Origin of the sequence: Microbulbifer mangrovi (genome assembly GCF_002009015.1) — a bacterium.
In the GTDB taxonomy this organism is placed as follows: Bacteria; Pseudomonadota; Gammaproteobacteria; order Pseudomonadales; family Cellvibrionaceae; genus Microbulbifer; species Microbulbifer mangrovi.
Genome location: NZ_LZDE01000344.1, coordinates 85,018 through 99,942, shown reverse-complemented (window position 1 = coordinate 99,942; position 14,925 = coordinate 85,018). Strand labels below are relative to the sequence as shown.

Here is a 14,925-nt window from a genome sequence, read left to right as displayed (position 1 = left end):
CCATCCATGGCGGTGAAGGTCTCACAAGGCTATACCCGGCATCAGCTCCTTAGCATCTGGATACACCACCTGGCCAGATGACGAATTCCAATTGAGAGCTAAAGCTGGGTGTTATGGAACAACTACTGCACTGGTGTGACCTGATCGGCATCGCCATCTTTGCTTTCACCGGCGTACTGGCTGCCGGTCACAAGCAGATGGACCTGTTTGGCGCGGTAGTGCTGGCCTGCGTCACTGCCACTGGTGGTGGCACCCTGCGCGATATCATCCTCAATGTCCCCGTCTTCTGGCTCTCAGACAGCTACTACCTTTGGATCGCCGCGGCCACCGGGGTGGTCAGCTTCTACATGATTCGATACCTGCAGGTGCCAATGCGCCTGCTGATGGTGGCCGATGCCGCCGGCCTGGCGGTATTTGTGGTTATCGGCACCCAGAAAGTACTGGATCTCGGCCACACCCCCGCCATCGCCATTGTTATGGGGGTAATGACCGGCACCTTTGGTGGCCTGATCCGGGACATCCTGTGCGGCGACATCCCCCTGCTCCTACGACGGGAAATTTATGCCACCGCGGCCTTGAGCGGCGCCGCCGCTCTGGTGATACTGGACGACATTGACGCGCTACCCGGTGAAGCCGTGGTAGCCCTAGCAGTCCTGGTAACGCTCGGGATACGACTCGCGGCACTGCGCTGGAACCTTTCAGCGCCTATCGCGCGCATCCGCCCCGAGCAATAGCACCAGTGGTCACGGTTACCCACTCAGACAACACAACTATGCCCCCACGTTTTTCCGCCTTACGCCCCTCTGACACACTGCGTGTATTACTACCGGTGCTCACGGCACTGACCCTGCTGGTGAATACCGGCTGCTCTCGGGAGGATACTGCAGGAAAATCTGCACAGACGGCGTCCCCCAATCGCCTGATCCCCAAGCCCTGCTGGTTTGATACCGAACCCAGCTGGCCGACCAGTCAGTGCTTCATGATGGAAGTGCCGGAAAACCACGCGGAGCCGGAAGGCCGCAAAATCCAGTTCCCGGTGGTGCGCTTTTACGCGGAAATCAGCGATCCAGACAAGGATCCCCTGCTCCATCTGGGTGCCGGAGGCCCCGGCGCCAGCATGGGTCTGGAGCCCGAAAATGCCAGTGACTGGCTGTGGTTCAATTACGCCGGCATGTCGGTACAGGATGGGCGCGACCTGATCGTCATCGACCCGCGCGGGACCGGTATGGCGCAGCCCAGGCTGGCCTGTGATGAGTTCATCAAGGATGCCGACCTCGCCTTCACCCGCGACCTCAGCACCGACGAAGAGGCCCGGGTGTTTAGCTACAGCATGGAGCGCTGCTACAGCCGACTGAGCAAGGTTGCCGACCTCGCCCAGTACAACAGCGCGACGGTAGCCCAGGATGTGGAAGCATTAAGGCAGTCTCTGGGCGTACCCAAGCTGAACCTTTACGGCGTGTCTTACGCGAGCCGCTATGCCCTCACCATTGCGCGCGACTTCCCCGAGTCCGTGCGCGCCATGGTGCTCAACAGCGCCGTGTTCCCCGACATTATTTATACCCAACAACTACCCGAAGATGTGATCGCGGCCTACCAGCGCGGCATTGACTACTGCAGCGAAGACGACGAGTGCAATAAGCGCTACCCGGATCTCAAGCGACGTCTCGAGAGCCTGGTGGACAAGCTCGACGAAACCCCGCTCACCGTCGAAACCGGCAAGATCCATCCGGGTGAGCAGTATCCCTTTGTACTCAGTGGGCAGCGGCTCCTGCGGGTGCTGTTCCAGGCACTGTACAGCGAACAGTTTTACGCGGAGCTCCCGGCCATTATCGAGGAACTCGAATCCGATCAGGCAGAACTGCTTAAACCAGCCATCGCCAGTTTTATGGGATTGGTGCTCGACCCGAACTTTGGCGATGCGGCGGGTATAAGCCATTTCTGTTATGAAGAGGCACCCTTCGTCGACTTTGACCTGGCACGGCAAGCGGCCGCCAGCAGCGGCATTCTGGGAGGATCGGTACGTTCTGATATCGATATGATGCAGATGCAGTGTCGCATCTGGGCGATTCCCTCGGCCCCACTGCTCGAGGCACGCGCCATCAAAACACAGGTGCCAACGCTGGTCATGCACGGCGCCCTGGACCCGGTGCTCGCTGCGGCGGATGCGGACCGGGCCCGTAAAAAGCTGCCCAACCACCAGTGGCTGCTATTCCCGAAGCTGGCACACGACGTGATCTCTGCCAGCGATTGCGCAGAACAGGCAGCCGCCAGCTTTCTGGACAGTCCACAGCAGCCGGTGGTGGAAGCTGCCGTCGAGTGCCGCAAGCAAGAGCTCGCGCAAAAGGCGGAGCTGGAAAAACAGATTGCGGATCTGGAAGCACAGCGGGCACTGGAGGAGGAGCAGCAGCGCAGCCATACGTCACCAGCGGGCAGCCGCTACTCGGAAGCCCAGTAAGCGCGGGCGCGGGGAATGACGACCTCATTGGCGCCCGCTACTGCGAACCCGCGTTACAATTTCCTGCAACGAGGCGCTGGACAAATGGCATCGCGGGGCTTAATTTGAGCCTCATAACGACTATAAAACGCAGTAGCTATGAACTATCAGGGTGTGATTGAAGTCTCCAAGCTGGCCGAGCTGCAGGGCCAACAGGAGCAAGGGAATGGTCAACTGGTCATTCTCGATTGCCGCTATGATCTGGCCGATACCGACGCCGGAGAAGACGCCTACTTCGGCAAACATATCCCCGGCGCACACTACGCCAGCCTGCACAGGGACCTTTCTGCCCCCTGTGAACGCTACGGTGGCCGCCACCCCTTCCCCACAGCAAGCCAGTTCACCGAATTTGCCCGCTCTGTGGGTATCTCCTCTGACACCCAAGTGGTCGTGTACGACGATCAGCGCTTCGCTTTTGCCGCACGCGCCTGGTGGCTGCTGAGACACTTTGGTCACAGCCGGGTCGCTATTTTAGATGGCGGCTTCAGCGCCTATAAAAACGCCGGCTTGCCGCTGGCACATGGTGAAGAGGAAGCGCCGTGCACTGGCGACTTTACAGCTGCCGCCCGCGCAAATGAATTGCTGCATTATGATGACCTCTACCCCCGACTGGACAATCCGCCCTGGCAATTGGTCGACGCGCGGGACACCAAGCGTTTTCTTGGGAATGAAGAGCCCATCGATCCCATTGCAGGACATATTCCGGGGGCGATCAACAAGCCCTGGCAGGCAGTGACCGACGATGAGGGGTTTCTCAAGCCGTTGCCGGCGCTGCGCGAAAACTGGCAGTCGATTCCGGCAGACGATGACATCGTGTGTTATTGCGGATCCGGGGTTACTGCCTGCGTAAACCTCTTCTCCTTGCATCTGATTGGACGCAAAGCGCAGCTGTATCCGGGTAGCTGGAGTGATTGGTGCGCGCATATTTTGCATCCGCGCACCGCATCGGCCTGATCAGCGCAGCAGGCAGGCGCCGGTCCCGGCAAGACCACAGTAGCCACCCGGATTCTTGGCCAGGTACTGCTGGTGATCTTCCTCCGCATAATAAAACGTGGGCGCCGGCTGGATTTCAGTGGTAATCGCACCGAAGCCCTTCTCTGCCAGCGCCTGCTGGAAAGCTCGCTCTGACGCCTGCGCCTCGGCCAGCTGTTCCTCGCCATAGGTATAAATACAGGACCGGTACTGGGTACCGAGATCATTGCCCTGGCGCATACCCTGGGTCGGATCGTGTTCTTCCCAGAAACGGCGCAGCAGCTCTTCAAAGCTCACCTTGCTCGGGTCAAATACCACCAGCACCACTTCCGCATGCCCGGTTCCGCCGCTGCAGACTTCCTGATAATTCGGGTTGGGGGTGTGACCGCCGGCATAACCCACGGCTGTGACATACACGCCCTCGATTTCCCAGAACAAACGCTCTGCGCCCCAGAAGCAGCCCATGCCGAACACCGCCTGCTGCATACCCTCGGGAAACGGCGCAACCATGGAGTGGCCGGATACGAAATGTTTGCCACTGATAGGCATCGCCTCAGGGCGGCCGGGAAGCGCCTCATTGGCGGTAGGGATCTGGGTCTTGTCGTAATGCATCAGTTTTAACCTCTAACGTATATGCCACACAGCAAGCTGGTTATTCACCGGCGAGCATAATACAGCCGCTGGCCTTCATCGGGCGCTGAGTCTGCCACTCGAAGTACTGGGCGTCGAGTTTTTCCTCGGCGCGCTCGGCGAGCTGCCGAAACGGGGGGCGTCCCGGGTCCACCAGCATGACCCGCCCTACTCCGGCACGCATGGCACGGCGGGTCAGGTTGTACAATAGCCCCTCCAGCTTGTCCCAGAAGCAGATATCCGTGCCGATCACCGCGTCAAACTCCGCCAGATCAGCCTGGGTTACTTTCTCGTAGCGGCACTGCCAGGTAGTGATGCTGACGTCGTTGAGCTCAGCGTGGTATTCGGCAAAGGGAAATACGCTGGGGTCCGCGTCGAGGGAAGTCACCTTTGCGCCAAACTCCTTGGCACAGAAGATCCCACCCAAACCCCAGCCACAGCCGAGATCCAACACCCTCGCGCCCTTTTTCAGTGGGTGCCGCTTCAGATAGTCCATGGTGAGGCAGGAACTCTTCCAGAATTTGTTGCCGTGCAGGCTCGCGTCTCCTGCCTCGCGCCGCAAGCGGCGCATATCGGGGTGCGCATTTTTCCGCACGGTCAATCCAAACATCTGACGGCTGAGAGAATTGCTTTCTGCCAAGGATCTACCCCCTCCATTGATGACTTGCCCACTTAGATGGCGTTTCAATCGATTTTTTCAACCGGAACCGCACTGAAGGTAGCACGATTCCACTGCGGAGCTTTCTACAAAAAAAATGCAGCCTCTGCCATTTCTGCGAAGTGTAACCAATCGAGCGGATCGTCTTGGCTATCTGGTCTACTTTTGCATGAGGGCCACTTTCGGTGGAACCGCCGCAGGGTGTTCCCCGAAGCCGTTTGGCTTCTCCCTTCGGATCGGCAAGCGAGAGCACAGACATGACAATAAGTATCCGCAGAACATTGCTGGCCAGCGCCCTTGGCGCTGCGGCGCTAAATGCAAATGCGGTGCCCATTTACCAATCAAACGAAGTCACTCTCTATATGGAGGGTTACTTTACCGCCCACATGGTCAACACCATGGGCAATACCAGCATGCAGAACGGCGCCTCGCGCATCCGCTTCGGTCTGAACGTACCGGCCTACGACAATTGGGACACCGGCTTCAACTTGGAATGGGGTGTTGCAGCCATCAATTCTGCCCAGAACATCGTGATTCAGGGCGACCAGCAGGCGGCGCCAGGGGACAGAAACCAGTCGCTCTTCCTCCGCCAGGGGCATGCCTTTGCCAAGCACCCGAAGTGGGGCGAGTTTTCTGCCGGCAAACAGTGGGGTGTGTATTACGAAGTCACCTATATCACTGACTGGTTCAACGTGTCCGGTGGCCTCGCCAGCGGTACTTATGGTCTGGGCACAGACGGTGGCGTAACCGGCACCGGACGCGCAGATAGCGCTTTCGCATGGCGCAAAGCATGGGAGTTTGAAGCAGGCGAGTTCAAGATTGGCCTTCAGGCCGCACAGCATGTGGCCCAACTGGAAATTGACGTTGAACTGACACCCGAAACTCGACTCGTGTGCCCGCCGCGAGACTGCGAGTACGGCCTCAGCCACGGTATCGCAGCAGTTTACCGCGCCGATATCGGTGACGGCTTCTTTATCGGCGCTGCGTTCAATCGGGTAAAACTGGATATTTCGAGCAGCGACGGCTTGCTCTACGACATCTCGGGCGACGAGCCCATATTGATCACCGATGAATACGCGTTCAGCGCCAGTAGTAACGATTGGACCTCCGCCCTGGGCATGTACTACGGCCAGCAAGCCTTTGCCAAAGGGTTCTACGGTGCAGTGGTATTCCAGCGCTCCCAGAACAACGAGCTGGCTCCCCCCGGTTCCGTTGTCGGTATCACCAACTTTTTCGATGCCAAAGGATCCGAGTCATTCCTCAGTTATACGTGGGGCCGCGATAACTGTTATTCCGTATACGGCGGGCACAATTACCTGGTTTCGGATGATCCTGGGTTTGAAGCTGCACTCGTACGCGGTGACAGATACAAACTGGCTCAGTACTACCTCGGGTTCCAGTACCGCTGGAACGAACGTGTTCGGCTTTACTGGGAAAATGCCGTCGACGCCAGTAACGAGGTGGCACAGCCGGTGGTTGATGACTTTATGGCCGTCGGCTTTCGTATCGACATCTGATACGCTTGCGGCCTAACGTAGTCGAATCACCCGGGAGCAGCACACCTTGGGCCGCATGATCCTGTTAATTGCCGTCGGTATTTTCGCCTGGCTGGCAATCCAGAAATTCAAATACAGCCCGCCGGAACAGCGGCGCAAACTCATCATTCAGTGGGTATTGATTGCCCTGGCACTGGCTGCTGTCCTACTCGCTATTACAGGACGCCTGCACTGGGTCGGCGCCGCAGTGGCGGTGGTACTGCCGATTGTAAACCGACTCTGGCGCATGTTCGGGCGGCACCTTCCCTGGATAGCGCCGCTGATCGCCAAGCACGCACAAGCCAAGGCAGAGCGAAATAAAGCAGACCGGGAAGAGGACGGACAACAACAGCAGTCCGGTGCGGGCGGCGCGAGCCAGAGGCCCCATGAGCCCCAGTTAACCCTGCAAGAAGCGCGCAAGATCCTGAGCGTATCCGCCGATGCAAGCCGCGAAGAAATCATCGGTGCGCACCGCAAGCTGATCCAGAAGTTTCACCCCGATCGCGGCGGCAACGACTACCTCGCCTCCCGTATCAATGCCGCCAAGGCCCTGCTGCTGAAACAGCTCGACGGTCAGTAATTTCAGGCCCGCCGGCACAGCAGGTGTACGTAGCGGGCCAGCTGTCGATAGGGATCGATACGGGAGTAAGTCAGCTCCTTCTCGACAATGGCTTCCGTCGGCAGCTTGTCGCGCATTTCCGGCGTCATGAAATCGTGGAAACAGCGAATACCACTGTGGGCCACAACAGACAGCCCCGCCTGTTCCACCCATCCCATGACTTCTTCCGACAACAGCGGGTTTTTCGGGGTCAAACTTCCCGGATGCCCGCCCCAGTCACCACTTTGTCGATTGCGATCCAGCTGACGCAGGCTCCCGCGCTGCAGCAAGCGAAACTCCAACGCGCGACGATTATAGAAAGTCAGGGAAAGGTATCCGGAAGGTTGGAGACTCTCAGCCAGATGCACCAGCGCCTGCTGCGGCGCCTCGAGCCACTCCAGCACCGCGTGACATAGCAAAAGGTCCGCGGCGGGTATGCGCGCATCGGAAGAGATCGACTGCAGCGGCAACTGCAAGGTTTGCACGCGCCCTTCAAGCTCACGTACAGCTACCTGTTCCCTGGCCAATTCCAGCATTGCCGCAGAAATATCGGTGAGCCAGACTTGATGCCCGGCGGCAGCCAGATCCAGGGCAAACTGTCCTTGCCCGCCACCCGCATCCACCACTTTGAGTATCCGGCGCGCTCCATCGGCCTGATCAGAGTTCAGGGTCGGAGCCAGGTCCCGGTTCAGTACCGCAAGGCGGATATCCCCTTTCAGGCCGCCGTAAATCCGCCTTTTGAAGCGCTCTGCGAGATCATCAAAGTTCCGGTCACCCACGGCGTGTCCACGTGCTAACAATTTGCTTCATCTCTGGCTACTTGTCCCGCACCTGATCCAATGAGCGCCCTTCCGCGGCAAGGATGACCTGCAGGGTACGCGAGCGGAATTCCCGCATATAAAGCACCCATATGACCGCCAGATAGCCGAAAACGAACAGGATGGGATGTACGAACCAGCCCATCACCGCCATGGAGAAATAGAAGGAGCGCAAACCGTAGTTGTAGCTGTGCCCCGCCTGATCGATCACTTTTGCAGCACTGATCGCGTAGCGGCGACGCTCCTCTCGGGTCACCTCCTCCTCATCCACTGCGGGCGCCGCCCCCAGCAATACATTGGCAAAGGAGTACTGGCGCAGAGACCAGGTGAAATTGAAGAACGCAAAGATGTAGATCACGATGAGCACCATGACCTTGATCTCAAACTGCTCCACCGTAGTGGTCTGGGCAAAAGGCAGGCTGCTAAGCACTTCCACCGCGGCACTGTTTGCGGACAGTGCCGTAACCAGACCTGCCAGGATCAGGATGCTGGTGGAGGCGAAGAAACCGATGACCCGCTCCAGGTTGCTGAGGATGGCCGCATCCGGCATACGCATATCCCGTTCCAACATGCGCAACATCCACTCGACCCGATACCATTGCATAGAGGACGCCAGGCACCACGCCGTTTTCGCTTTGCGGCGGGCAAACACCGTATAGCCAGCCCAAATCAGGCAAAACCCTGCCAGGCTCGCATAGTCCATCCAGTTCAACGCACATCCCCCTTTCGACTACATTTATTGCGTCAAAGAATAAAGGCCGAAGTTTCGCACCGATGGCGCAGGTGTCAACACTCTCCTGTCAACCCTGTCATTTCGCCCATCCGGAGCGCTAAAATGGCCGCCGATTTTGCCGGGACCCAACCCGAGCCAGTCCCGGCAACTGCAACTTACCCATTGGAGCAGTCTTTTGAGCAACGTACACCCCGCATTTGAGCCGATTACCAGTGCCGAGATCGAGTCCCTCGGCGTACGTGTGGAAGAGTACCGTCATCGCCGTACCGGCGCGCAGCATCTGCATATTGCCGCCGACAACCCGGAGAACGTATTCCTGGTTGCGCTGCGCACCGTACCCGAAGACTCCACCGGCGTCGCCCATATTCTCGAACACACCGCCCTCTGCGGCAGTGACAAATACCCGGTGCGCGACCCGTTCTTCATGATGATCCGGCGTTCACTCAATACCTTTATGAATGCCTTCACCAGCTCCGACTGGACCGCCTATCCGTTCGCCAGCCAGAACCGCAAGGATTTCGATAACCTGCTGGACGTGTATCTCGATGCGGTGTTTTTCGCCCGTCTCGATCCTCTGGATTTCGCCCAGGAAGGACACCGCCTGGAATTTGCCGACCCGGACAACGCGGACAGTGATCTGGTATTCAAAGGCGTTGTGTTCAACGAGATGAAAGGCGCGATGAGTTCTGTCACCTCCCAATTGTGGCAGAAACTGAGCAAATATCTGTTCCCCACCACCACCTATCATTTCAATTCCGGTGGTGAGCCCGCGGATATCCCCGACCTCACCTACGATCAGCTGGTGAGTTTCTACCGCACTCACTATCACCCGAGCAACGCCATCTTCATGACCTTCGGTGATATAGAGGCAGCAGAGCATCAGGCAATCTTCGAAGAAAAAGCCCTGCACAAATTCGACCAACTCCACAAAACCGTGGAAGTGGGTCGGGAAAAACTGTACAGCGCTCCGGTGCGAGTAGAAGAAAAGTATCCGCTTTCCGGCGAAGAGTCCCTGGATGAGAAAACCCATATCGTCCTGGGCTGGCTGCTCGGCGACGTTACCGACCTGGAACAGGCGCTGACCGCACACCTGCTGTCGGGTGTTCTGCTGGACAACAGTGCCTCGCCGCTGATGCACCTTCTGGAGACAACTGAACTCGGCCACTCCCCCTCCCCCCTCTGCGGCCTCGACGACTCCCAGCGCGAGCTGGTGTTTGTCTGCGGTATCGAGGGTAGCGAACGGGAGCGTGCAGACGAGCTGGAACAACAGGTGCTCAAGGTACTCGAAGACGTTGCAGAAAACGGCGTGCCCTACGATCAGGTTTCCGCCGCACTCCACCAGCTGGAACTACAGCAGCGGGAAATTGGTGGTGACGGCTACCCTTACGGTCTACAGCTGATCCTTACCGCACTCACCGGCGCTACTCACCGCGGCGATGCCATCGGTCTGCTGAACATTGATGCCGCACTGGAAAAACTCCGCGAGCAAATCCAGGACCCCAAATTTATCGCCAATGCTGCGCGCCAGCTACTGCTGGAAAACCAGCACCGTGTGCGCCTGGTACTGTCGCCAGACGCCGAGCTGGCTGTCCGTGAGGAGCAGGCGGAAAAAGCCCGCCTTGCACAACTCAAAGCGGAACTCACGGATGGCGAGAAACAGCAGATCATCCAGACAACCAAAGCCCTCGCAGAACGCCAGTTGCGCAAGGACGATGAGTCGATCCTGCCGAAGGTAGGTGTAGAGGATATTCCCGCGGAACTGCCCAAGGTAGAAGGGGAAAAAATCGAGCTGAACAATACCCGGGTGACCCGCTACGGTGCCGGCACCAACGGGCTGGTATACCAGCAGCTGGTTGCAACGCTGCCGGATTTTACCGACGAAGAGCGCGTCCTGGTGCCCTACTACTGCCAGACACTGAGCGAGCTGGGTCTCGGCGACAAGAACTATCTGGAAGTCCAGCAGTGGCAGGCCGCCGTGGCGGGCTCCCTGCACAGCTTTACCAGCCACCGCACCAAGCTTGACGATCTGGACAGCCAATCCGGTCACTTTATCCTCTCCGGCAAAGCGCTGGCTGCAAACCAGGCGGGACTCACCGAACTGATGCAGGCCACCATGGAGCAGGTGCGCTTTGACGAGCTGCCGCGCATCAAGGAACTGCTGCTACAAACCCTGGCGCGCCGCGAACAGTCCGTTGTCGGCAGTGGACACGCCCTCGCCATGGCGGCCGCCAGTGCCGGGTTCAACCGCGCAGCCTGGGAAGGACACGAGTCTGGCGGCCTGCTCGGCCTGCGCCAGCTCAAGGCCCTGGTCAAAAGCCTGGATAGTAACCAGGGGCTGGAAGCCCTGGCTGGTCAGTTCAGTGCGATCCACCAGAAAATCCTCAATGCCAACCGCCAGTTCCTGGTGGTCGGGGAAGAGGATCGCCTGGCAGACTTTACCGCGGCACTGAGCCCGCTGGCGAAAAGCAGCGAGCCAACGACCAATCGGGAAGAAGCACCGTTTACCCCGCGTAAAATCCAGGAAGTGTGGCTGGCCAACAGCCAGGTCAACTTCTGCTCCAAAGCCTATCCGACCGTGCCGATGTCACATGACGATGCCCCGGCTCTGGCAGTACTGGGCGGGTTCCTGCGCAACGGTTACCTGCACCGCACCATCCGCGAACAGGGCGGCGCCTACGGTGGCGGTGCCAGCCACGACGTCAACATTGGCGCATTCCGTTTCTACTCATACCGCGATCCGCGTATGGCAGAAACTCTGCAGGACTTCGATGCGTCGGTGGAATGGCTACTGAATGAAACTCACGATGAATCACAGGTAGAAGAAGCCATCCTCGGCGTGGTCGGCAGCATGGACAAGCCGGGCTCCCCCGCCGGCGAAGCCAAAAAGGCCTTCCATTCCAACCTGTATGGCCGCACCCATGCCATTCGCCAGGAGTTCCGCCGCAAGGTTTCCGAGGTCAGCCTGATGGATCTGCAGCGGGTGGGGAAAACCTACCTGCAGGCGGAAAAAGCCAGCACCGCGGTAGTCACCGGGAGTCAGGGACGCGACGCGGGACTGGCGCTGGATCTGCACGAAGAAAAACTGTGAAGACATACGATAAATCGAGAACGGCGAGAAAACCGCAGTGAGCAAGAAAGACGATATTTTTTCCAAACCGCTGGGAGAAGTCGCCGGCTTCAGCTTTGATCAGTCGGTGGTAGAAGTCTTTCCAGACATGATCCAACGCTCGGTACCCGGTTACACCACCATTGTGGCCATGATCGGTACCCTCGCCGAGCGCTACGCCCAGGCAGGCAGTCGCTGCTATGACCTGGGCAGCTCCCTGTGTGCGGCGACGCTGGCAATGCGTCACCGCATTCCGGCGGCAGACTGTGAAATCATCGCCGTGGACAACTCACCGGCGATGATCGAGCGGGCCCGTACCGTGCTCGCCGCCGACAGCGCACAAATTCCGGTGCATCTGGTATGCGATGACCTGCAGAATGTCGAGGTGGAGAATGCCTCTGTTGTGGTGCTGAATTTCACCCTGCAGTTCATTCCCACCAGTGAGCGCGAAGAAATTCTGCAGAAAATTTACGACGGCCTGCGCCCGGGTGGCGTGCTGATCCTGTCGGAAAAAGTGGCGTTCTCGGACAACGATCACCAGGAACTGATGATCGACCTGCACCACTCGTTCAAGGCCGCCAATGGCTACAGCGCACTGGAAATTGCCCAGAAACGCAGTGCCCTGGAAAACGTACTCATCCCGGAGACCCTCTTCGACCACCGCACCCGCCTGAAAAGTGTCGGCTTCAGCAGCGTCGATGTCTGGTTCCAGTGTTTCAATTTCGCATCCTTGATTGCCATCAAGCAGCGGGATGCCTGAGCAGTACCCATGATTGACTACACACCGCTCTACTCCGGGCTGCAGCATATCCCTGCCCTGCGCCCCTGGCTCACCTCCCTGCCCCAACAGATCGCCGACAACTTGAATCCGGCGCGCTGGGGCGACCTGCCCGACTGGCAGGCAGCTCTGGACGCGCTCCCCGATATACTGCCATCGACCACAGAGATCGGCAGCGAAGTGCGTATCGGTACCGGTGCAGACGCAACCGCCGAACAGAAGGCCTTGCTCGAATCCCAGCTGCACAAGCTGCATCCATGGCGCAAAGGACCCTGGACGGTGTTTGATATTTTTATCGATACCGAGTGGCGCTCGGATTGGAAGTGGGACCGGGTGGCCCCCCATCTCGATGACCTGAAAAACCGACTGGTCCTCGATGTCGGCTGTGGCAGCGGCTATCACTGCTGGCGACAGTTCGGTGCCGGTGCGCGACGGGTGATTGGCATCGATCCCTCCGCCAAGTTTGTAGCGCAGTTTTACGCACTGAAAAAATATCTCGGCCTGGAAAAGCCCGTGGATGTGGTACCTGTAGGTATCGAAGCCCTACCCGCCAATCTGCGCGCTTTTGACACCACCCTGTCTATGGGCGTGCTGTACCACCGCCGATCTCCCCTGGATCACCTGCGCGAACTGAAAGATACCCTGCGTCCCGGCGGCCAGCTGCTGCTGGAAACCCTGGTTATCGACGGCGGGCTCGGCGAATGCCTGGTTCCCGTAGATCGCTATGCCAAGATGCGCAATGTCTGGTTCTTCCCCAGCACCGCCACTCTGGAAAGCTGGTTGCGCAAAACCGGCTTTGTGGACGTGAAAACCGTCGATCTTGACCACACCAGGCTCGAAGAACAGCGCAGTACCGAGTGGATGCGATTTGAATCCCTGGTGGACTTCCTGGACCCTGCAGACCACAGCAAAACCATAGAGGGCCACCCCGCTCCACTGCGCGCCACCATCACCGCCATCGCCCCCTGACACCAGTATTCCCTGCGCCAGCCGGCAGCAAATCAGTGGTTTGTTGCACGGCCCGCAGGCTGCACCAAATAAAATCTCGATTTACCGCCCCCGTATTGCACAGCCCAGGCCCTTCAGCGAACGTGTACGGCATCGCTTTCCCATGCACGTTGTGCAGGAGACAGCATCCCCACAACTACACTTATATCTGACTCTGTCGGCGCGGATTCCGCGCAGACACTTCTGGCGAAAATTTTCAGGATCCCCATGAGCATCAGTGTTTTCGAGCTGTTCAAAATAGGCGTCGGCCCGTCCAGTTCCCATACCGTCGGTCCCATGGTGGCAGCGCGCCAGTTTGTGTGCGATCTGGAAGAGCGCGGCGACCTGACCAAGACCGAGCGTGTAGAGGTGCATCTTTACGGCTCACTGGCCCTCACCGGTATAGGCCACGGAACCGACATGGCAGTGCTAATGGGCCTGGAAGGCGAAGCGCCGGATACCATCGATGTGGACGCGATTGACGGACGGCTCGCAGGCATCGACAAGCACCAGCAGCTGATTCTGAATGGGCTGCGCGCAATCCATTTTGAACGAGAGCGCGACCTGCTGTTCCACAAGGAGGAATTCCTGCCCCAGCACTCCAACGGCATGACCTGCAAGGCGTTTGCCGGCGATGAATGTCTGTTTGAGCGCAGCTACTTTTCCATTGGCGGCGGCTTTGTCCTGTCGGAAGAGGATTTTGAAAATCGCGAACAGATCGCCACCCTGCTCCCCTACGATTTCAGCTCCGCCGAAGAATTGATGTCACTGTGCGAACAGCACGGCTGGACCATAGCCGAGCTGGCCATGGAAAATGAAAAAGCCTTCCGCGGCGAACAGGAAATCAAAGATGCCCTGTGGCATATCTGGGAAGTGATGGAAGCTTCCATTGAGCGGGGATGTCATCAGAGTGGCGTTTTACCCGGGGGGCTGGGCGTGCGTCGACGCGCCGAGGAGCACTACCGGGAGCTCTCCAAGCAAAGTGACGAGGAGCGGCGTCAGGGATTGTCGATCCTGGACTGGGTGAGCCTGTTCGCACTGGCTGTAAACGAGGAAAACGCAGCGCGCGGACGCATTGTTACCGCCCCCACGAATGGAGCCGCCGGGGTCATTCCGGCCACCATCGCTTACTACGTCCAGTTTGTGCATGACCCGCAAGAGCACGGCGACCTGAAGGATCAGGTAGTGGAATTCATGCTCACCGCTGGCGCCATTGGCATGTTGTTCAAAAAAAATGCATCGATTTCCGCCGCCGAGGTGGGCTGCCAGGGGGAGATTGGTGTCGCCTGCTCAATGGCTTCCGCCGGATTGGCCGCCGTTCAGGGGGGCAGTAACCAGCAGATCGAAAACGCCGCCGAGATCGGTATGGAGCACAACCTGGGGCTGACCTGCGACCCCATCGGCGGACTGGTCCAGGTACCCTGTATCGAGCGCAATACCATGGGCGCCGTGAAGGCCATCAATGCCGCCCGCCTCGCCCTGCGCGGAACAGGCGCACATATCGTCCCGCTGGACAGCGTGATAGAGACCATGCGCCAGACAGGTATCGATATGCAGAGCAAATACAAGGAAACGTCGCTTGGTGGACTGGCAGTAAATGCCGTCAACTGCTGACG

General features: G+C 58.7%; 13 protein-coding genes. 9 read left to right on the top strand and 4 right to left on the bottom strand.

Annotated features, from left to right (window positions below):
- The first annotated feature begins 113 nt into the window (after positions 1 to 113).
- The 3 genes from B4U49_RS17220 (at position 114) to B4U49_RS17210 (ending at position 3,448) form a co-directional block, all read left to right on the top strand.
- The gene (locus B4U49_RS17220) at positions 114 to 734 is read left to right on the top strand and encodes a trimeric intracellular cation channel family protein (protein ID WP_078085839.1); all 621 of its coding nucleotides are present in this window, start codon (positions 114 to 116) and stop codon (positions 732 to 734) included.
- Between the two features lie 38 nt (positions 735 to 772).
- Positions 773 to 2,455 carry an alpha/beta fold hydrolase gene (locus tag B4U49_RS17215; RefSeq protein WP_239692688.1) on the top strand — a complete coding sequence of 561 codons (1,683 nt, stop codon included), beginning with the start codon at positions 773 to 775 and terminating at the stop codon, positions 2,453 to 2,455.
- Between the two features lie 138 nt (positions 2,456 to 2,593).
- The gene (locus tag B4U49_RS17210) at positions 2,594 to 3,448 is read left to right on the top strand and encodes a sulfurtransferase (RefSeq protein ID WP_078085838.1); all 855 of its coding nucleotides are present in this window, start codon (positions 2,594 to 2,596) and stop codon (positions 3,446 to 3,448) included.
- Here B4U49_RS17210 and msrA read toward each other — a convergent pair whose 3' ends face one another.
- Both msrA and B4U49_RS17200 read right to left on the bottom strand, forming a co-directional pair.
- Positions 3,449 to 4,078, bottom strand: coding sequence for a peptide-methionine (S)-S-oxide reductase MsrA (gene msrA / locus B4U49_RS17205; RefSeq protein ID WP_078085837.1), 630 nt, complete (start codon positions 4,076 to 4,078; stop codon positions 3,449 to 3,451).
- 40 nt (positions 4,079 to 4,118) lie between these two features.
- Positions 4,119 to 4,736 (bottom strand): class I SAM-dependent methyltransferase, encoded by a 618-nt coding sequence (locus B4U49_RS17200; protein ID WP_078085836.1) that lies wholly within the window; start codon positions 4,734 to 4,736, stop codon positions 4,119 to 4,121.
- A 275-nt stretch (positions 4,737 to 5,011) separates the two neighbouring features.
- Between B4U49_RS17200 and B4U49_RS17195 the strand changes: the two genes are divergently transcribed.
- Together B4U49_RS17195 and B4U49_RS17190 are read left to right on the top strand one after the other, a co-directional pair.
- Positions 5,012 to 6,271 (top strand): porin, encoded by a 1,260-nt coding sequence (locus B4U49_RS17195; RefSeq protein WP_143735723.1) that lies wholly within the window; start codon positions 5,012 to 5,014, stop codon positions 6,269 to 6,271.
- A gap of 55 nt (positions 6,272 to 6,326) precedes the next feature.
- Positions 6,327 to 6,869, top strand: coding sequence for a J domain-containing protein (locus B4U49_RS17190; RefSeq protein ID WP_239692690.1), 543 nt, complete (start codon positions 6,327 to 6,329; stop codon positions 6,867 to 6,869).
- A 2-nt stretch (positions 6,870 to 6,871) separates the two neighbouring features.
- Here B4U49_RS17190 and B4U49_RS17185 read toward each other — a convergent pair whose 3' ends face one another.
- Together B4U49_RS17185 and B4U49_RS17180 are read right to left on the bottom strand one after the other, a co-directional pair.
- Positions 6,872 to 7,666, bottom strand: coding sequence for a methyltransferase domain-containing protein (locus B4U49_RS17185; protein ID WP_078085833.1), 795 nt, complete (start codon positions 7,664 to 7,666; stop codon positions 6,872 to 6,874).
- Between the two features lie 37 nt (positions 7,667 to 7,703).
- Entirely contained in the window at positions 7,704 to 8,408 is a 705-nt protein-coding gene (locus B4U49_RS17180; RefSeq protein WP_078085832.1) for a DUF599 domain-containing protein, read from the bottom strand.
- Between the two features lie 205 nt (positions 8,409 to 8,613).
- Between B4U49_RS17180 and B4U49_RS17175 the strand changes: the two genes are divergently transcribed.
- The 4 genes from B4U49_RS17175 (at position 8,614) to B4U49_RS17160 (ending at position 14,923) form a co-directional block, all read left to right on the top strand.
- Positions 8,614 to 11,526 (top strand): insulinase family protein, encoded by a 2,913-nt coding sequence (locus tag B4U49_RS17175; protein WP_078085831.1) that lies wholly within the window; start codon positions 8,614 to 8,616, stop codon positions 11,524 to 11,526.
- Positions 11,527 to 11,563: 37 nt separating this feature from the next.
- A complete protein-coding gene (cmoA, locus tag B4U49_RS17170; protein WP_143735722.1) occupies positions 11,564 to 12,304 on the top strand; it encodes a carboxy-S-adenosyl-L-methionine synthase CmoA in 741 nt (246 codons plus the stop codon).
- A 9-nt stretch (positions 12,305 to 12,313) separates the two neighbouring features.
- A complete protein-coding gene (gene cmoB / locus B4U49_RS17165; RefSeq protein WP_078085829.1) occupies positions 12,314 to 13,291 on the top strand; it encodes a tRNA 5-methoxyuridine(34)/uridine 5-oxyacetic acid(34) synthase CmoB in 978 nt (325 codons plus the stop codon).
- A gap of 246 nt (positions 13,292 to 13,537) precedes the next feature.
- The gene (locus tag B4U49_RS17160; protein ID WP_078085828.1) at positions 13,538 to 14,923 is read left to right on the top strand and encodes an L-serine ammonia-lyase; all 1,386 of its coding nucleotides are present in this window, start codon (positions 13,538 to 13,540) and stop codon (positions 14,921 to 14,923) included.
- The last annotated feature ends 2 nt before the right edge of the window (positions 14,924 to 14,925 follow it).